Consider the following 18,191-nt stretch of genomic DNA (forward strand, 5'->3'; position numbering starts at 1 on the left):
CGCCCCGCCCCGGCGCGCCGGGGAGGCGTCGCCGACCGTTCCCGGAGGCCTCATGTACGACGACGTCAAATATCTGCTGTACGTGCTGTGCGCCGTGGGCGCGGGCGTGGCCTTGCTCGAGGTCTTCCGCCGCCGCCGGTGCGGCGGCATGTCCATTGCCCAGCGGACCCTTTTCGCCACCAATTTCGGGTTCTTCACCACCCTCTACACGTTCTTTCTGGGCTTTGCCGTGGTCTCGCTGTGGCAGGACTACAACCATGCCGACGCGGCCATCACCAACGAATCGGACCTGCTCGTGGTGGAATACCGCCTGTCCTTGACCATGCCCGGAACGGACGAGCTGCGTCGGTCGCTGCTCGACTACGTCACCTTCGTCGCCGGCGAGGGCTGGAAGAACATGCGGGAGGGCAAACCCACGGACGGGGCCGACGCCCTGTACGAGCGCATCTGGGAGCGGCTGCAGACCGCCGACCCGCGCGGCGGCGTCAGCCACAGCGTCTATGTCGTCATGCTCAACCAGCTGATCAATTTGAACAAATTGCGGCATCAGCGGCTGTTGTTCATCAACGGCAACCTCTATTCGCCCATCTGGGCCATCATCTACATGGGCGTGGCCTTCACCGTGGCCGGGTTCTATTTCCTGGACACCGACCATCGGACCAGCGACCTCTTTTTCATGCTCATGATGCTGGCCATGGTGCTCGGCAACATCTTTCTGCTCTACGAGCTGGACACGCCGTATTCCGGCATCATCCGCATCGCGCCGGACAAGTTCGCCGGCGCGGCGGCGATGATGCGCAGCCTTGGCGGCCTGTGAGCCGGCCGTGTCCCGGGGAGGGAATCTTGGAAGAACACGACGCGTCGTCCGGTGGGGCGACGCCCACCGAAGTGACCTGGCTGCGCCGGGACGGGTTTTCGGCCATACGGGCCTGGCGGGAGCATCTGGGCGTGTCCCGGGAGGAGCTGGCCCGCCGCCTGGGCGTGACCCCGGCGGCCGTGGCCCAGTTCGAGGCGGCCAAGGCCAGGCCCCGGGCGGCCACCCTGAAAAAGGTCGCCGCCGCCCTGGACGTGGACTGGGAAGTCCTGCGCCAGGACGGCTGACCGGCGGGGCCGGCGGACGGGAAACGAAAACGCGCCGCGCCTCCCGGTCGGAGGCGCAGCGCGCGGAAATCCGTTGCGCTTTGCGGCGTCGTCGTGCGCGTCAGGGCATGACCGGCGTCATGCCGCAAAGCCGGGGCTACTGCTGCGGGTTGAAGACCTGGAAGGTCTTCTTGACCTGGGAGCCGTCCTCGGCCGTGGCGGTCAGGGTCCAGTCGCCGCTGGCCATCTCCCATTCCTTCTCGAAGGTGAAGGTGCAGTTGTATTCCTTGCCCGTGACCACGTCGACCGTGGACTCGGTGTTGAAGACCACGGCGTTTTTCGCCGGATCGATGATGCCGGGCGAGGCCGTGACGACCTTCACCTTGGACGTGCCGCCCTCGGGCTTGAGGGTGCGGAAGCGCATGCCGAAGGTGGTGCCGAGCTTGCGGGGCACGGAGGTGGTGGCCAGCGTCAGGGCGCCGGAGCCGTCGTAGATGCCGTAATCCACGAGGACGATGGTCGGTTCCTGCGGTTTTTCGTCCTTGCCCCCGAAGCCGAAGAAGTTGAGCGTCGAGGAACAGGAAGCCAGAAGCAGGCACAGCATGGGCAATATGGCAAGCAGGCGTTTCACGCGCATCCTCCGGAACGGCCAAGCCGTATGTTCGTTATGTTTGCCCACATGACCCCAAGCGCCGGCGGTGTCAAGGGAGGCCGGGCCGCGTCTCAGGTCCCGGCGGGCTCTCCGAAGCACAGGGCGGCAAGGGGCGTGGTTTCCGCAAAAAAGGCGGCCAGCGCCTCCCGTTGATCCGCCGCAAGACGCAGTCCGGCCACGGGCAACGGCCCGGGACTGCCGCCGTACATGACCACGGCCCGGTCGATGCAGGCCGCGGGCACGAAATCCGCCGTCAGTTGCAACCGGGTGCCCGTGCCTTCCTCGAATGCCGTAAGCGGCCGGGGATAACGCGTTTTTCCCGGCCCGAGCACCAGGTTGCCCGTGCGCGCGAACGTCTCTTCGACCCGGGACGGCGGCACGGCCGCCCATTTGCCGAGCAGCTCGAAAAAGACCGGCCGCAGGGCCAGGTAGTAGAAGGGGTCGAGCTTGAGGGCCGCCGAGGCCCCGGGGACGTTGAGGATCGACGGCGTTTCGGCGTAGCTGCGGCCCAGGGCCCGTTCCAGTCTGGTCAGGGTTTCGGCGTAGTCCACGAGCATGACGGCGCACCTCCACGGTTGCGGGCCGCGTCGAGCAGATGGGCGGACAATCCGCCCAGGTCCCGGGCCGTGCGGCCGAGGACCTCGCGCCAGACCTCGTCGGATTCCATACAGAAATACAGCCCCCGGGTGAAGCCGTGCCGGGCGAGCCTGCCGGCCATGAAACGGAATTGTCGCACGCGAAGGGGACGCACAAGCCGCTTCTTGCCGTCCGCGCCCAGGGTGAATTCCCCGAGCATGTAAAGCGGCAGCTCCCGGCCCTCGGCGGCAAGCCTTCCCGGCAGCTCCGGCAGGCAGCGGAAGGACCCCAGGCTCATGTAGGCGATGTCCGCCGGGCGCAGGTGGTCGAAGATCATGTCCACCACGGCGGCGTAGCCCGCCTCCCAGCCCGGGAAGAAGCAGACCGGGTCGAAGTGCAGGCACACCCGGAAGCCCGCCGCGACGCAGGTCCTCGCCGCGGCCAGGCGCGCCTCCAGGGAGGCGGTGCCGCGTTCCTGGCCGGCCACGATCTCCGGGGCGTTGAGCGACCAGGCCGGCAGCACCCGGTCGGGCCGCGGATCGGCCTCCAGCCAGGAGAGGTCCGCCGTCTTGGACTTGAGCTCCAGGACCACGTTGTCGAACCCCTTGAGAAAGCCCAGGATTTCCCTGGTGTGGCCGGTTATGGGCTCCAGCGCCAGGGAGTCGGCGAACTGGCCCGTGCCCACGCGGAAAAGTCGGCTGCGGTCCCGGCCGAAGGTCCGGCCGAGCTCCTCGAACATGTCCCCGGTGTTGGCGAAGGCCGTGAGCGTCCGGTCCCGGAAATAGGCCCGCAGGATGCAGTAGGAGCAGTCCATGGGGCAGTTCTCGCCGATGTGCACGATCTGGTAGCCGCAGCAGCGGTAGTGGCGCGTGGCCGGGCAGGGGCGCAAAAACCGGCCCTTATGGGCCTTGACGTGCAGGGCTCGGCCGCCCTCCGGGGCCTCGGGCGACGCTTCGCCGGGCGCAAGGACCATCTGTTTCGCCTCCGGCAGGGCGGCGGCCGCCCGCAGCGCCATGGCCGAGCCGGCCACGGCCGCGTCCACGGCGAGCAGGGTGATGTCCCACGGCGCGGCGGTCATGCCGGGTCGTCCTCATGGGCCACGCGCAAAAGGCGCGGCAGCTCGGACGCGGCGGCCATGGCCGCGATGTCGGCGGCGATTTTGGCCAGCTCCTGCGGGCTTCTGGCCGTGGCCGTCACGGTCACGGCGTCGGCCTCGAAGCCCTGGCTCGGCGACAGGCGCGCCTTGCTGCCCTTGGGCGTCACGGCGCGGGAAAGCGACGCGAAGCGGGCCTCCAGGGTGGTGGTGGCCGGATAGCGCGCCCGGCGAAGCGCGGCCAGGACGCCGGCGGCCAGGTCGTTGGGCGAAAGGCCCCGGCCGGGGAGATCCAGCGCGCCGCAGCGGCCGAGAATGGCCGCCGGGGGCTCGCCGGCCAGCCGGGCCGCCTCGACGAGCCAGGTCAGGGCGTTGTCCAGGTTGGCCCGGGACCAGCGCACGGCATGAAAAAGCGGCGCAAGCGCCTGGCGGGAGGCGTCGTCCAGGGCGGCCAGCCGCCCCGCCGCGCCGAGCGGCAGGTTGCCCGAGGCCAGAAGCGCGTCCAGGGACGGCGGCAGGGCCAGCCATTGCCCGACCAGCGCCCGTCTGCGGTCTCCTTCGGGAAAAAGGCGCGGCGCGGCGAGCGCCTCGAAGGCCTCCGGGCCGCCGGCGGCGACGAAGTAGCGCCCGGCGGCCACGGCCATGGCGTCGGTGACCGTTCGGCCCAGGTTGGAGGCCAGGTAGACCGCGCCCAGGCGCAGGGCCTGGGGCAGGGCGGCCAGGTCCGGCTCCATGTCCCGCTCCTCCAGGACCACGGCGGCCAGGGTGCGGCCGCGCCTCTCCCGGAGGGCCAGGGCCCGGCGCGCGCCGGCGGCCAGGATGGGCCGGCCCTCGGCGGCGAAGGCCAGGGCCGGGGTGGTCTGGCCGAGCGTGGCCAGGGAGGCGGTCAGGACGGCGTCCGGCGGCGCGGCCCAGAAAAGGTGAAGGGCATCGAGGTCCAGATCGCGCGGGTGTAAAAAGAGTGGCTGCACGGTGTCGGTTTTATTACGGTTTTCCCGTAGAATTTATGATTTCAAGGAGTTGTCGTCTTGACAAGGGGGTGACGCCTGCCTCAGTATGCCTAATCTCGCGCAAAAGCCAGGGGCCGGCAATGGCCCGAAAAGGCCGGAAATCGCGCCCCGTTCTTTCTCTTGGTTCGCAAAAGACCTCAAGCCGCCTCCCCGGCGGCTGGCCATAGGGCGCTTGCGGGCCGCCGTCCGGCGGTTCCGTCCCGCCATGCGCCTCGCGTCGTCCACGCACGAAACCGCGTGTTTTTTGCGGATGCGCCAATTGCGTCTTTGGGTTGCACACATGTCGGCATGTTGAGCAGTTACCGAACGCGACAACAAGGGAGAAGGGAATGTCGGACAACCTTGCCAGCCAACGCACCTATGCCCTGATCGGCCACGGCGGATGCGGCAAAACCTCGGTGGCCGAAATGCTCCTTTTTACCACCGGAGCCGTGGGGCGCCTTGGCAAGATCGAGGAGGGGACCACGGCGCTCGACTACGAGCCCGAGGAAATCAAACGCCGGGGCAGCACCCAGCCTGGCCTGGCCACCTACCTTTTCAACAAGAACCGGCATTTTCTCCTGGACGTCCCGGGCGACGGCAGCTTCAACGGCGACCTGCCGTTCCTTTTGCGCGCCGTGGACGGCGTCGTGTTCGTGGTGGACGCCGTGGACGGCGTCAAGCCGCTCACCAAAAAGCTCTGGGGCGAGGTCGCCAAGCTCGGCCTGCCCGCCGTCTTTTTCATCAACAAAATGGACCGCGACCGGGCCGACTTCGACATGGCGCTCACCGGCATCCGCGAGAAGCTCGGGGTCAAGACCTACATCCAGAACCTGCCCATCGGCTCCAAGGAGAACTTCAAGGGCGTGGTCAACGTCCTGGAGGGCAAGGCCTACCTTTTCGACGACAAGGGCGGCGTGACCGAGGGCCCGGTTCTCGACGACATGGCCGACGAGGTCGAGACGCTGCGCGAGACCATGGTCGAGGAGATCGCCGTGGCCGACGAGCAGCTCATGGAGCGCTACCTCGAAGGCGAGGAGATATCCACCGAGGAACTGCTGGCCACGGTCCACAAGGCCACCCTTTCTGGCATGCTGTGCCCGGTGTGCTGCGGCGCGGCGCTCAAAAACATGGGCGGCGCGCGCCTTTTGACCGCCGTGGAGAACTTCCTGCCCGGCCCCCTGGAAGGCCCCGGCGGCGCGAAGGTCATCCCCACCGCCGACGGCGGGGAAATCCAGGCTTCCGAGTCCGGCCCGGTGGTGGCCTTCGTGTTCAAGACGCTTTTCGACCCCTTCGCCGGCCAGCTCTCCATGACCCGGGTGCTGTCGGGGACGCTCAATACCAACCAGGACCTGCAAAATCCCGTCACCGACACCCTGGAGCGCGCCGGGCAGATCCTTTTGCCGCTGGGCAAGGAAACCGTCATCTCCAAGGAGCCGGCCGGCCCGGGCGCCATCGTGGCCCTGGCCAAGCTCAAGGACACGGCCACGGGCAACACCCTGTGCGACCCGAAAAAGCCCGTGATCGTGCCCGCGCCGGTCCTGCCGCCGCCCATGATCTCCTACGCCCTGGCCCCGGCCGAGAAGGGCGACGAGGACAAGGTCTTCGCGGCCATGTCCAAGCTTTTGGACGAGGACATCACGCTGTCCATCACCCGTGACGAGGAGACGGGCGACATTCTCCTTTCCGGCATGGGCCAGACGCATCTGGAGACGGCCGTGGAGAAGGCCAAGCGCCGCTTCAAGGTGAGCCCGGTGCTCAAGGCCCCGAAGATTCCCTACCGCGAGTCGGTCAAGGGCAAGGTCGAGGTCCAGGGCCGGCACAAGAAGCAGACCGGCGGGCGCGGCCAGTTCGGCGACTGCTGGATCCGCATGGAAGGCCAGCCGCGCGGCGGCGGCTACGAGTTCGTGGACGCCATCGTGGGCGGGGCCATCCCGCGCCAGTACATCCCGGCCGTGGACAAGGGCGTGGTGGAGTCCGCGGCGCGCGGCTACCTCGCCGGCTATCCCATGGTGGACTTCAAGGTGACGCTTTACGACGGCACCTTCCACACCGTGGACTCGTCGGAAATGGCGTTCAAGATCGCCGGGTCCATCGCCTTCAAGGCGGCCTGCGAGAAGCTCAAGATCTCGCTGCTCGAACCCATCGTGCTGGTGTCCGTGAGCTGCCCGGACGAATACATGGGCGACATCATCGGCGACCTGTCCAGCCGGCGCGGCAAGGTGCTGGGTTCGGACTCCACCGGCGGCATCACCGAAATCCAGGCCCACGTGCCCATGGCCGAGATGCAGGAATACGCCAAGACCCTGAGTTCCATGACCGGCGGCCAGGGAGCCTTCACCATGGCCTTCGACCACTACGAGGAATGCCCGCCGCCCATCGCCGAAAAGGTGATCGCGGAGAGCAAGAAGAAGGAAGAGTAAGACAGAAAAGGAGTGCGGGCGTTATACTTCATAACGCCCGCACTATTGCTTTGTAAATTGCAAATGAACATTGTAAAAAAGCTGATATCGCAGTTTGTTTTTATTTTAATAACCCTTGGTGGTGCTCTTTTAATCTGGGAGTATTGGCAAAAGGAAAACAAATCTCTGACTGTTAATGTTGATTCAAATGTTGCTATTGCGTCTTTGGGAAGCAATAAGATTGACGGGCTTGAGCTTTTGTACAAGGCAAGGCCTATAGACTCTCTGACGATTATAGAGTTGACGTTTTTGAATAACGGGAACGCACCAATAAGGCCAGATGATATTATTGATAATATACGAATACACTTCGCTGGCGATATCGTCATAAAGCCAACTATTATTAAGGTCAGCCCAAAGCAATTGAATCCAGAATTTTCAATAACAAACAATAATTCTGTATCGCTTGAAAAATTGCTTTTAAATCCAGATGATTATTTCACTGTTAAATTTTATGTAACTAATTTTTCAGGATATTTTTCAGAAGACTTAGTCGAAGGAAGAATATCCGGTGTGAAACGAATAAATATCGTTGACAAGGTGAATAAGAAAGAATTGAGCGCATGGTCGATCGCTTCACTTGTAAGTCTAGGTGCTGCGCTAATTACTCTTTTAAGTACTGTAAGCGAAAAATTTTCAAAATATATAGCATTAATTATCTCGCTGATGATTGCATCAAATAAACATTTAAAAAAATCATCGAATGATAGTAACTCTAGTTAGTGTTTTTTGTTTTCTAATATGGCTCATATCCTACTTATCGACGACGACGCCATCCTGAAGGAGACCTTCGGGGCGCTCATGGGGCGTCTGGGGCATGGCCTGACCTGGGCCGGGTCGCTGGCCGAGGGTCGGGAGGCGCTCGCCCAGGGCCGCTTCGACGTGGTGCTCCTCGATCTGCGGCTGCCGGACGGCTACGGCCTGGACCTGCTGCCCGATCTTCGGGCCGCGCCGGGGTCGCCGGAGATCATCATCGTCACCGCCCAGGACGATCCCGAGGGCGCGGCCCTGGCCATCAAATCCGGGGCCTGGGACTACATCCAGAAGCCGCTGACCCCAAACCGCGTCACCCTGCCGCTCACGCGCGCCCTGGAATACCGTGCCCAGAAGGCCGCCCGCCGGCCCCGCGCCGCGCTCAAGCGCGAAGGCATCATCGGCATGGGGCCGTCCATGGAATCCAGCCTGGACCTCGTGGCCCAGGCCGCCGATTCCGACGCCTCGGTGCTCATCGCCGGCGAGACCGGCACGGGCAAGGAACTTTTCGCCCGGGCCATACACGCCAACTCCTCGCGCGCCACCAACAACTTCGTGGTGGTGGACTGCGCCGCCCTGCCCGAGACGCTGGTCGAGAGCGTGCTCTTCGGCCACGTCAAGGGCGCGTTTACCGACGCGGACCGCGACCGCGACGGGCTTTTCAAGCTGGCCGACGGCGGCACGCTCTTTCTCGACGAGATCGGCGAGCTGTCCCAGGGCATACAGAAGACGTTCCTGCGCGTGCTCCAGGACGGCCGTTTCCGCCCCGTGGGCTCCAAAAACGAGCTGCAAAGCGATTTCCGGCTCGTGTCCGCCACCAACCGCGACCTGTCGGTCATGGCGGCGGGCGGGGTGTTCCGCGAGGACCTGCTGTACCGGCTGCGCACCATCGTCATCACCCTGCCGCCGCTGCGGCAGCGGGTCGAAGACATACGCCCCCTGGCCCTGCACTACATGAACCGTTTTTGCGAGCGCTACCGGCTGCCGGTCAAGGGCGTGGCGGAGGAGTTCCTCCAGGCCCTTTGCGCCTACACCTGGCCGGGCAACGTGCGGGAGCTCGGCAGCACCATGGAGCGGGTGGTGCTGGCCCATCGCGGCGAGCCCATGCTCTACCCCAAGCACCTGCCCGACGAGATCCGCATCCAGGTGCTGCGCGCCGGCGCGGCCTGCGAACCCTCGGCCCGCGAGACCGCGCCGGGCGGCCATGCCGTGCCGGCCTGGAAGGAGTACCGCCGCCGCGCCCTGGACTCGGCCGAGGAGACCTACCTGCGCGAACTGCTGACCGCCTGCGGCGGCAACGTGGTCCGCGGCGCGAAGCTCAGCGGCCTTTCGCCGTCGCGGCTCTACGACCTCTTTCGCAAGTACAACCTGCCGACCAGGGCCTAGCCCGGTCTCTTTCGATATTTCCGGGAAGACCGAATCAGTCAGCTGTATCGGCCGTGAAGCGCGAGCGCGAGGCGGGAGCGCCTTGCCAGGGCCGCGCCCCTGCCGTACCGTCCGGGCATGGACATGCCCATCCTGACGCTCAAGAACAACGAGGAAAGACGCCTTCGCGCCGGACACCTGTGGGTGTTCAGCAACGAGGTGGACACGAAGAAAACGCCCCTGACCGCCTTCGCGCCGGGCCAGGCCGCCGTGGTCACGGCCTCGCGGGGCCGGCCACTGGGCGTGGTCACGGTGAGCCCCGGCTCGCTCATCTGCGCCCGGGTCATGGACCGCGACCCGGACACGCGCCTGGACGTGGACTTCGTTCGCGGCCGCCTGCGCGACGCCCTGGCCTTGCGGGAGCGCTTCTACGCCACGCCCCATTACCGGCTGCTTTTCTCCGAAGGCGACCACCTGCCCGGGGTGGTGCTCGACCGCTACGGCGACGTGGTCGTGGGCCAGTTGACCACCACCGGGGCGGAAGCGCTGCGCGAGGTGATCCTCGAGGCGGTGGTGGCCGAGCTTTCGCCGCGTGCCGTCATCTGGCGCAACGACACGGCCTCGCGCGAGCTGGAAGGCCTGCCGCGCCTGGTGCAGACGGTCTACGGCGACGCGCCCGAGAGGCTCGAAATCGACGAGGAGGGCACGCGCTTCGCCGTGCCGGCGTTTGGCGGCCAGAAGACCGGCTGGTTCTACGACATGCGCGAGAACCGCACTTCGTTGTGCCGGCTCGTGGCCGGCCGCAGCGTGCTCGACCTTTTCGCCTATGCCGGAGCCTTTTCCGTGCGCGCAGCCCGGGCCGGGGCGGCCTCGGTCGTGTGCCTGGACTCCTCGGAGGCGGCCCGGGCCATGGCCGAGGAGAACGCCGCAAGAAACGGCCTGGCCGGCAAGGTGGAAACCGTGCGCGCCGACGCGGCGGCGTTCCTGGAGGAATGCGCCGCCTCGGGGCGGACCTTCGACGTGGTGAGCCTGGACCCGCCGGCGCTGGTCAAGCGCAAGAAGGACCTGGAGGCGGGGCTCAAGGCCTACGAGCGCCTCAACCGCCTGGCCATGGACGTCCTGGCCGACGACGGCATCCTCATGACCTGCTCCTGCTCCCAGCACGTGGACGCCTGGGAGCAGCGCCGGGTGGCGCTGCGGGCGGCCAACGCCGCCGGCCGGCGGGCCCAGGTCCTGGCCCAGGGCCGCCAGGGCCCGGACCACCCGGCCCATCCGGCCATGGCCGAGACCGAATACCTCAAGTCCTTCACCCTGCGCCTGCTGCGGGTGTAGGCGCAAAAGCCCCTTGCCCGGCCTGTCCGCCCGGCCCCGGGGTCGGGCGGAGCGGACGTCGGGGAAGGACAGGCCGCCTTGCCTAAACTCCGTGAGGTCCTAATAGATACGATGGGGAGAATCGGTTTCCCCTTGCCCGGTCCGCAACCGGAGGGAACGTATGCTATCTTGGACCATCACGTTTCTTATCATCGCCCTGATCGCCGGCATCCTCGGATTCACCGGCATCGCCAGCACGGCCGCGGGCATCGCCAAGATCCTCTTTTTCATCTTCCTGGTGCTGTTCCTGCTTTCCATGATCCAGCGGCTGTTCTGACGCTTCCGAAACGACGAAAACGCCAAGCGCCCCCTGGCCGGCGACGTTCGCGGCCAGGGGGCGCATGCATTCGGGCGGCGAGGCTCAATCCAGGCCCGATTCGTCCTCTCCGGCGTCCGGACGCGGCGCGGCGGCTTCCCACAGGGCTTCCAGCACCTCCTCGACCCCTGCGCCGGTCAGGGCGGACATGAAAAGCACCCGGCGGCCGTCGTCGGCCACGGCCGCCTTGCGCGCGGCCAGCTCCTCCGGGGACAGCAGGTCGATCTTGTTGACCACCCGCAACTGGGGCCGCTCGGCCAGCTTTTCGTCGAAAAGGCGCAGCTCCTCGTTCACCACGTCGAAGGCCTCGAACACGCCCTCGGGCGAGGCGTCCTCGGCCGAGACCACGTGCAGGAGCAGCCGCGTGCGCTCCACGTGGCGCAGGAACCGGTGGCCCAGGCCATGCCCCAGGTGCGCGCCCTCGATGAGCCCCGGAATGTCGGCCAGGATCAGCCGGTCGCCGTAGTCGTTTTCGATCACCCCGAGGTTGGGGGTGAGCGTGGTGAAGGGGTAGGCCGCGATCTTGGGCCGGGCGCGGCTGACGGCGGCGATGAAGGTGGACTTGCCGGCGTTGGGCAGCCCGATGATGCCGACGTCGGCCAGCACCTTGAGCACCAGCCGGATGCGGCGTTCCTCGCCGGGCTCGCCGGGCTGGGCGAAGCGCGGCGTGCGCATGGTGGCCGAGGCGAAATGCAGGTTGCCCTTGCCGCCGCGCCCGCCCCGGCAGGCCACGAAGCTCTGGCCCGGGGCGGTCAGGTCGGCCAGCAGGCGCGCCTCGTCCTCCGGGGCGTCCTCCTCGGCGATCAGGTCCGGATTTTCCTCGAAGTCCGGGGCCTCGCGCACGAAGCCGTGCTCGTCCACCACCAGGCCTTCGATCTCGCCGTCGTCGTCCGGGCTTTCCTCGGGCTCCGGGGCGGCGTTGAGCGCGGGCAGCTCGTAGAGCTCGGTGCCCACGGGCACGTGGATGACCAGATCCTCGGCGGCCCGGCCGTTCTTCTGGCGGCCCATGCCGCCTTCGCCGTTTCTGGCCTCGTAGATGCGCCGCAGGCGCAGGTCGTACAGGGTCAGCAGGTCGGGGTCGGCCGTGAAGACGATGTCGCCGCCCTTGCCTCCGTCGCCGCCGTCCGGGCCGCCCCGGGGAATGAACTTCTCGCGGCGAAACGACACCGCGCCGCGGCCGCCCTTGCCCGAGCGGACCACGATCCAGGCTTCGTCGACAAAACGCATGGGAAAAACCTCCGGGGGCAACCCCCTCGTGATCTGTCTGTGGTATGGGGAAAAACGTTTTTCCCGCCGTCGCCGGCCCGCGTGGTCCCGCCACCGGGCGGTTTCTCAGGGATACTGCCGGGCCAGGGGGCAGCGCTTGCAGGCCGCCTGGGGAATCTCGTAGCCCAGTCCGCGCCGTTTCACCAAGGGGCGTCGACGAAAAAAATGGGGGGCTCTGTGGGAGCCCCCGCGCGGGAGATGAAGGAGAGGTCAGAACAATAGGGAGGTATTGTCTGCTCTGCCTGTATGAATCCAAAAAACATGCCAATTTGTTTTTCCAGGGTATTTTTTAATTACTCTGTATTATCGATAAGTTAATGTTTACAGAAAGGGCAGTGCCAGAAGGCGGAATTGTCCATTTTTACGGTAAAACAATAATGATTGCGGAAAAAGAAGACGCTTCGCCCCGGGCGGAGGGCGCTTGTACGGCATGCCCGCGATTTTGCCAAGTCGGCATGCCCCGGGAGCGCAGGGAGATTTCGCGCCGCATCGGGCGATCTGGACTTTTGGTTCGTGCGGAGGCACCTTTTCTCCGAACCGATGGTGGGGGAACGCCGCGCCTGGGAGAAACGGCTTCGAGTGGAGCGGCGGACCCGGCCGCGAGCCCTGGCCGGCGGCTCCATGGCCCGCGCAGGCCGAAAAAGGGGACCCATGGGCGGATTGTATCTGGGCGAGGAACGGTTCACGCCGGTCGATCTGCCGGCGTACTGCTCCCGGGTGGGGTACGACGGGCCAAGGGAGCCCACGCTGGAGGTGCTTCGCGAACTGCACCGCCTGCACCCGGCGTCCATCCCGTTCGAGGCGTTGGACGTGTTCCTGGGCGAGGACGTGGCCATCGACCCGGAGGCGGTGGACGCCAAGCTCCTCGCCGGGCGGCGCGGCGGCTACTGCTTCGAGCAGAATTCCCTGTTCCTGCGGGCGCTGCGCAGCCTGGGCTTCCGGGCGGATCCCCTGATCGCCCGGTCGCGCTGGAGGCGGCCCCTGCACGAGGTGGCCGTGCGCACGCACATGGCCGTGCGCGTGCGCCTGGAGGCGGGCGACTGGCTGGCCGACGTCGGCTTCGGCGCGTGCATGCTCTCGGCCCCGTTGCGCCTGGAGATGGGGCGCGTCCAGGAAACCCGCCACGAACCGGCGCGCCTGACGGAGGTGGACGGGGAACTGCGCCTGGAGCGGCTGCTTGGCGGAATCTGGACGCCGATCTGCGATCTGGTCCCCGCCCCCCAAACCTATGCGGACATCGCGGCGGCGAACTGGCTCATCGCCAACCACCCGGCCTCCGCCTTCCGCCGGCATCTCGTGATGAGCCGCACCCGGGACGACGTGCGCCACGTGCTGGTGGACGCCCGGCTCACCATCCGCCGCCCGGGCGTCCCGGTCGAGCACAGGATGCTCGGGGCCGACGCCTTCGAACGCTGCCTGCGGGAGGATTTCGGCCTGCCGTTCCTGGAGCGCTGGCGACCGGCCCTGGCGGCCCTGGCCTCGCCCGCGTCGCGGTGACGCCCTACAGCCCGAAGGGCCGCAGCACGCGGTCCAGCACGCCCTGCACCTTGGAGATGGCCACGCCGTAGTTGGTGACCGGCACGCCCCGGCGCGCGCATTCCCGGACGCGCCGGACCATTTCCATGCGGCCGAGCATGCACGAGCCGCAGTGCACCACCAGGGCGAAGCGCTCGAGGTTGTCGGGAAAGTCGTGGCCGGCGTGGACCTCGAAGCGCAGGTCCCGGCCCGTGTACTGGGAAATCCAACGGGGAATCTTCACCCGGCCGATGTCGTCGGCCTGGACGTGGTGGGAGCAGGCCTCGGCCATGAGCACCGTGTCGCCGTCGGCCAGCTTGTCGATGGCCGCCGCGCCGGCGACGAGGGTGGGCAGGTCGCCCTTGTAGCGGGCGAAGAGCGTGGAGAAGGTGGTCAGCGGCACGTCGTCGGGCACGTCGCCCGCCACCTTGAGGATCACCTGGGAGTCGGTGACGACCAGGGCCGGCGGACGGCGCATGTTTTCCAGCGCCGCTTCCAGTTCGCGCTCCTTGACCACCACGGCCGCGCCGTCGCCGTCGAGGATCTCGCGCAGCACCTGCACCTGCGGCAGGATGAGCCGGCCCTTGGGCGCGGCCAGGTCGATGGGCACCACGCACACCACGGTGTCGCCCTCGCCGAAGAGGTCGCCGCACAGCACCGGCTCGCGCAGGGCCTCGGCCGGGGCCAGGGCGATGACGGCCTCCTTGACGGCCACGGCTCCCTGGCCGGTGGCGGCGCTGGCCACGGCGAAGGGCACGCCGGCGTCGCGGCACCAGGCCAGGTCGGCCTGGCGCGGCGCGGCCAGGTCGGCCTTGTTGAAGACCAGAAGGAAGGGAATCTCCAGGCGTCGGATGTCGGCGACGACGCCGCGCTCGGCGTCGCCCAGGCCCGTGGCGGCGTCCACCACCACCACGGCGATGTCCGTGCGCCAGAGCACCTTGCGGGTGGCGGCCATGCGCAGGGCCCCGAGCTCGCCCGTGTCGTCGAGTCCGGCGGTGTCGTAGAAGGTCACGGGCCCAAGCGGCAGCAGCTCGTAGGGCTTGGCCACGGGATCGGTGGTGGTGCCGGCCACCTCGGAGACGATGGCCACGTCCTGGCCGGCGATGGCGTTAAGTAGCGACGACTTGCCGGCGTTGGTGCGCCCGACCAGGGTGATGACCAGCCTGACCCCGCGCGGGGCCTTGCTGCCTTCGGATTCAGCCATGACGTCTCCTTTTGGACCCGCCCACGGACGTGGAGGGCACGCGCCCCACGCGGCGCACGGCGGCGCGTGCGGCTTCCAGGCGCGCGGCGGCATCGGCGCGCAGGGCGTTTTTCCCGGGATAGATGGCGTAGTCGCCGCCGACGGTCTCCGGAGTGAGCGAGGGCATGACGACGTTGGCCCCGACGGTGAGCCCCTGCTCACGCGCGCCGTCGCGCAGGGCATTGAGGGCCGAGGTCGAGGGGATGTTGGCCAGGGGGTTTAAAAGCCGCAGCACGGCCATGGCCCGGAAGGCGGTCAGCACCGAGCCCGGGGGCGCGTCGCCGCAGGGCGTGTCCGGGCTCGGCACGAAGGGGCCCACGGCGATCATGTCGAGGTCGAGCTCGGACAGGCGCATCAGGTCGCTGGCCAGGATGTCCGGGGTCATGCCCGGCAGGTCGGTGATGATGCCCGAGCCCACCTCGTAGCCGGCCTTGCGCAGGGATTCGACCCGGGCCAGGCGGTCGGCGAGCCTGAGCCCCGGCCGGGACTTGGCGTAGAGCGCCTCGTCAAAGGTCTCGACCTTGAGCAGGTAGCGGTCCGCACCGTGCTCGCGCCAGTAGAGGACGTCGGATTCGGGCCGGTCGCCGAGAGAGAGCGTCACGGCCACGTCGGCGATCTCCTTGGCCCCGGTCACCACGCGGGCGATGTCCTCGCGGGAATAGCTGTAGTCGTCGCCGGACTGGACGACCACCGTGCCCAGCGACAGTTCCCGGGCGAGCGCGGCGCAGGCGAGGATCTCCTCCACGGCGAGCCGGTAGCGGTGGACCTTGCGGTTGGCCCGGCGCAGGCCGCAATAGCGGCAGTTGTTGACGCAGTGGTTGGAGAATTCGATGACGCCGCGCAGGTAGACCTCGTCGCCGAAATTCTGGCGGGTCAGGGCGTCGGCGGCGGAGAAAAGCCCGGCGTCGTCCGCCCCGGAGAGCAGTTGGGAAATCTCGGAAGGGCGCATGGAGGCTCCTCGGGCGTCAGGCCAGGCGGCGGGCGGCGCTTCGGGCGGCCACGCACTCGCACACCAGCCGGTAAGCCCCCTTGGTCGCCGGGTCAAGGACGTCCGGCGAGACGTCGTCCTCGGCCCGGGAGAGCAGGTCCTCCACGTCCGCCGTCACGGCCAGCCACAATCCCAGGGGCGCGGGCACGGGCCCGTGGAGGTAGTGGCCGGCCAGGATCGTGTCGCCGACGAGCAGGATGGGGGCCAGGGGCAGGCAGGGGGTGCGGAAAAGGCGCACGTGGCCGGGATGGCGCGCGGCCAGGTCGTCGCAAAAGGCGGTCGAGACGCCGAACTCCCGGCGCAGGGTCACCTCGGGCAGGCCCCGGCGCAGGACCTGGCGGAATTCGTCCCAGTAGGCCGCGCCGGCGGCCGGATCGAAGCTCACGACGTCCAGGCGCGTGAACCGGGGCCGCGACAGCGCCGCCTCGAGGGCGTCGGCCATGGCCCGGTCCCTGGCGAAATTGGAATACACGGCGGCGTGGAAAAAAAGCCGGTCCGCCCCAGCCACCAGCTCCGGCAGCCGCGCCTCCCCCAACCCGGCATGGACCCGAATCTCCCCATATTCCATCACTCGCCTCCCTTTCCTCCCCCCGTCGGGGGGGTCCGGGGGGAATCATTCCCCCCGGTGGGGAGGTCCAGGAGGGGCGGCGCCCCTCCTGGCCGCCGGAGGCCCTCATAGTCTCCTTCCTCGTACCCGAGCTTGCGCATGCGCCTGGGGGAGAGCAGCGCCTGGGCCGCGTCGCGGGGCAGGACGCCCGAGGCGTCCAAGTGGTCGGCGAGCGGCAGGCCCTTGGCGTCGGCCTCGGCCAGGAGATGGGAGACGCGCTCGTAGCCGAGCGCCGGCACGAGCACCGTGGCCAGGGCGTGGCTTTTCTCCACGAGCTGCCGGCAGCGCTCCGCGTCGGCCGTGATGCCGGCCACGCACTTGTCCGCGAAGACGCGGGCGGCGCTGGCGAGCAGGCGCAGGGACTCCAGCAGGGCGTGGGCCAGAAGCGGCAGGAACTGGTTGATCTGGAGCTGGCCCAGGCCCGCGACCAGGGTCACGGCCTGGTGGTTGGCCATGACGCGAAGGGCCACCTGGCCCACGCACTCCGGCACCACCGGATTGACCTTGCCCGGCATGATGGACGAGCCGGCCTGGAGCGCGGGCAGGCGGATCTCGCCCAGGCCCGTGGCCGGGCCGCTGGCCAAAAGGCGCAGGTCCGAGGAGATTTTGAGCAGGTTGGCGGCGAAGGCCGACAGGATGCCCGAGACCTCCACGAAGGGGTCGGCGTTGGCCGTGGCGTCCACCAGGTTCTCGGCCCGCGACAGCGGCAGGCCGGTCAGCAGGCGCAGGTGCTCCACGGCCCGGAAGATGAACTCGCGCGGCGCGCCAAGCCCCGTGCCGATGGCCGTGCCGCCGAGGCTCACCTGCTTGATGCGCTCGCGGCACTTGAAGATGCGCCAGCGGTCGCGCGAGACGGCCTCGGCGAAGGCCCCGAACTCCATGCCGAGCGTCAGCGGCACGGCGTCCATGCACTCGGTGCGCCCCACCTTGACCACCTGGCCGAAGGCGGCCTCCTTTTCCTGGAAGGCCTCCTGGAGCCGGGCCGTGGCCGCTTCCAGGTCCTTGAGCAGGGTGAGCGCGGCGACCCTAAGGGCCGTGGGATAGGTGTCGTTGGTGGACTGGTGCAGGTTGACGTGGTCCAGGGGCGACAGGAAGGCGTAGTCGCCGGGCCGGCGGCCGAGGAGCTCCAGGGCGCGGTTGGCCACCACCTCGTTGACGTTCATGTTGGTCGAGGTGCCGGCCCCGCCCTGGTAGGGGTCCACCGGGAACTGGTCGGCGTGCGCGCCGCCGGCGATCTCGCGGCAGGCGGCGACGACGGCTCCGGCCCGGGCGGGGTCGAGGCCGCCGAGCTCCAGGTTGGCCTGGGCGCAGGCCGCCTTGACCAGGGCGTAGGCTTTTATGAATTCGGGAAAGAGGCGCTGGCCGGAGATGGGAAAATTTTCCGCCGCCCGCAACGTGTGTATGCCGTAAAGGGCGCCCTCGGGGAGCGTCAACGCTCCCAGGGCATCGCTTTCCTGTCGCATGACCGACTCCCCAAGTGGCGACCCAATGCGCCCGCGAAGGACCGGACCATCCGGCCGCGCCGCGAACGCTGCGGCGGCATTGGTAGCATAGAGCCTGACAAAGATCATGTGGCGCTGACGGGGCTGCCCCGGCGGCCGGGCTCGTCGGCGCGGGGGAGGAGAAGAAAAGATGCCTCCGGCGGCCGGGGGGCATGAGGCCCCCCGGACCCCCTCGCCTGCTTGGCCGGATGGAAGTCCGTCGGCAGGCGGTTGTCCGTCGGTGGGGCCGGAATTTCCCCCGCTGCTGCCGCCGCTTCGCGGCAGGCTCAGCAGGGAAAATTCCGGCCCCACAGGGCCGTCGCCCCTTCGGGGCGAATTCTTGGAATTTTTGCTTTGAAAGCCTCTTAAAGGCAATCAAGGAATTTTTTTACAAGACTTCTTAAGATGCGGCGCTTCGCCGCTGGCGCCCGTGG

16 protein-coding genes and 1 pseudogene are annotated in these 18,191 nt (G+C 67.7%); 8 read left to right on the forward strand and 9 right to left on the reverse strand.

All coding sequences use genetic code 11. The annotated features are described in order from the left end of the window. Positions 1–52 precede the first annotated feature (52 nt). Positions 53–817 carry a DUF4239 domain-containing protein gene (locus Q1K70_RS16390; RefSeq protein ID WP_300161694.1) on the forward strand — a complete coding sequence of 255 codons (765 nt, stop codon included), beginning with the start codon at positions 53–55 and terminating at the stop codon, positions 815–817. Positions 818–843: 26 nt separating this feature from the next. Then, positions 844–1,101, forward strand: coding sequence for a helix-turn-helix transcriptional regulator (locus Q1K70_RS16395; RefSeq protein ID WP_300161697.1), 258 nt, complete (start codon positions 844–846; stop codon positions 1,099–1,101). Positions 1,102–1,237: 136 nt separating this feature from the next. Here the strand turns inward: Q1K70_RS16395 and Q1K70_RS16400 are convergent, their stop codons facing one another. The 4 genes from Q1K70_RS16400 to Q1K70_RS16415 all read right to left on the reverse strand — a co-directional run bounded on the left by Q1K70_RS16400 (position 1,238) and on the right by Q1K70_RS16415 (position 4,372). Further along, positions 1,238–1,711: a DUF3859 domain-containing protein gene (locus tag Q1K70_RS16400; protein WP_300161700.1), complete on the reverse strand. Its 474-nt coding sequence runs from the start codon at positions 1,709–1,711 to the stop codon at positions 1,238–1,240. Between the two features lie 92 nt (positions 1,712–1,803). Beyond that, on the reverse strand, positions 1,804–2,289 hold the full coding sequence (locus Q1K70_RS16405; protein ID WP_300161703.1) for a hypothetical protein: 486 nt from the start codon (positions 2,287–2,289) through the stop codon (positions 1,804–1,806). Then, positions 2,262–3,386, reverse strand: coding sequence for a spore photoproduct lyase family protein (locus tag Q1K70_RS16410; RefSeq protein WP_300161706.1), 1,125 nt, complete (start codon positions 3,384–3,386; stop codon positions 2,262–2,264). Before Q1K70_RS16410 ends, Q1K70_RS16405 begins: the two co-directional genes overlap by 28 nt. After that, the gene (locus Q1K70_RS16415; RefSeq protein WP_300161708.1) at positions 3,383–4,372 is read right to left on the reverse strand and encodes a chromosome partitioning protein ParB; all 990 of its coding nucleotides are present in this window, start codon (positions 4,370–4,372) and stop codon (positions 3,383–3,385) included. The genes Q1K70_RS16410 and Q1K70_RS16415 overlap by 4 nt, the downstream gene beginning before the upstream one ends. Positions 4,373–4,740: 368 nt before the next feature. Here Q1K70_RS16415 and Q1K70_RS16420 point away from each other — a divergent pair, with 368 nt between their 5' ends. The 5 genes from Q1K70_RS16420 (at position 4,741) to Q1K70_RS16440 (ending at position 10,618) form a co-directional block, all read left to right on the forward strand. Next, positions 4,741–6,813, forward strand: coding sequence for an elongation factor G (locus Q1K70_RS16420; RefSeq protein WP_300161710.1), 2,073 nt, complete (start codon positions 4,741–4,743; stop codon positions 6,811–6,813). Positions 6,814–6,876: 63 nt separating this feature from the next. Further along, positions 6,877–7,575: a hypothetical protein gene (locus Q1K70_RS16425; protein WP_300161713.1), complete on the forward strand. Its 699-nt coding sequence runs from the start codon at positions 6,877–6,879 to the stop codon at positions 7,573–7,575. Positions 7,576–7,593: 18 nt separating this feature from the next. Next, entirely contained in the window at positions 7,594–8,991 is a 1,398-nt protein-coding gene (locus tag Q1K70_RS16430; RefSeq protein ID WP_300161716.1) for a sigma-54 dependent transcriptional regulator, read from the forward strand. 117 nt (positions 8,992–9,108) lie between these two features. Continuing rightward, the gene (locus tag Q1K70_RS16435; RefSeq protein WP_300161719.1) at positions 9,109–10,302 is read left to right on the forward strand and encodes a class I SAM-dependent rRNA methyltransferase; all 1,194 of its coding nucleotides are present in this window, start codon (positions 9,109–9,111) and stop codon (positions 10,300–10,302) included. A gap of 160 nt (positions 10,303–10,462) precedes the next feature. Beyond that, positions 10,463–10,618 carry a DUF1328 domain-containing protein gene (locus tag Q1K70_RS16440; protein WP_300161722.1) on the forward strand — a complete coding sequence of 52 codons (156 nt, stop codon included), beginning with the start codon at positions 10,463–10,465 and terminating at the stop codon, positions 10,616–10,618. A 138-nt stretch (positions 10,619–10,756) separates the two neighbouring features. Here Q1K70_RS16440 and cgtA read toward each other — a convergent pair. Next, positions 10,757–11,884, reverse strand: a pseudogene (gene cgtA / locus Q1K70_RS16445) (Obg family GTPase CgtA); the annotation flags it as partial. Between the two features lie 690 nt (positions 11,885–12,574). Between cgtA and Q1K70_RS16450 the strand changes: the two are divergent. Beyond that, the gene (locus tag Q1K70_RS16450) at positions 12,575–13,420 is read left to right on the forward strand and encodes an arylamine N-acetyltransferase (protein WP_300161728.1); all 846 of its coding nucleotides are present in this window, start codon (positions 12,575–12,577) and stop codon (positions 13,418–13,420) included. Positions 13,421–13,424: 4 nt separating this feature from the next. On the opposite strand, the gene hydF is transcribed toward Q1K70_RS16450, so the two are convergent. The 4 genes from hydF to Q1K70_RS16470 are packed head-to-tail and all read right to left on the reverse strand — an operon-like array spanning position 13,425 to position 17,739. After that, positions 13,425–14,642, reverse strand: a complete 1,218-nt coding sequence (gene hydF, locus Q1K70_RS16455; RefSeq protein ID WP_300161731.1) for a [FeFe] hydrogenase H-cluster maturation GTPase HydF — start codon at positions 14,640–14,642, stop codon at positions 13,425–13,427. Beyond that, positions 14,635–15,630, reverse strand: coding sequence for a [FeFe] hydrogenase H-cluster radical SAM maturase HydE (gene hydE / locus Q1K70_RS16460; protein ID WP_300161734.1), 996 nt, complete (start codon positions 15,628–15,630; stop codon positions 14,635–14,637). The genes hydF and hydE overlap by 8 nt, the downstream gene beginning before the upstream one ends. A gap of 16 nt (positions 15,631–15,646) precedes the next feature. Then, positions 15,647–16,237: a hypothetical protein gene (locus tag Q1K70_RS16465; protein WP_300161736.1), complete on the reverse strand. Its 591-nt coding sequence runs from the start codon at positions 16,235–16,237 to the stop codon at positions 15,647–15,649. Then, complete coding sequence (locus Q1K70_RS16470) at positions 16,237–17,739, reverse strand: aspartate ammonia-lyase (RefSeq protein ID WP_300161739.1); 1,503 nt, start codon at positions 17,737–17,739, stop codon at positions 16,237–16,239. Before Q1K70_RS16470 ends, Q1K70_RS16465 begins: the two co-directional genes overlap by 1 nt. Between the last annotated feature and the right edge of the window lie 452 nt (positions 17,740–18,191).

The organism is Solidesulfovibrio sp. (assembly GCF_029978005.1).
Classification (GTDB): domain Bacteria; phylum Desulfobacterota; class Desulfovibrionia; order Desulfovibrionales; family Desulfovibrionaceae; genus Solidesulfovibrio.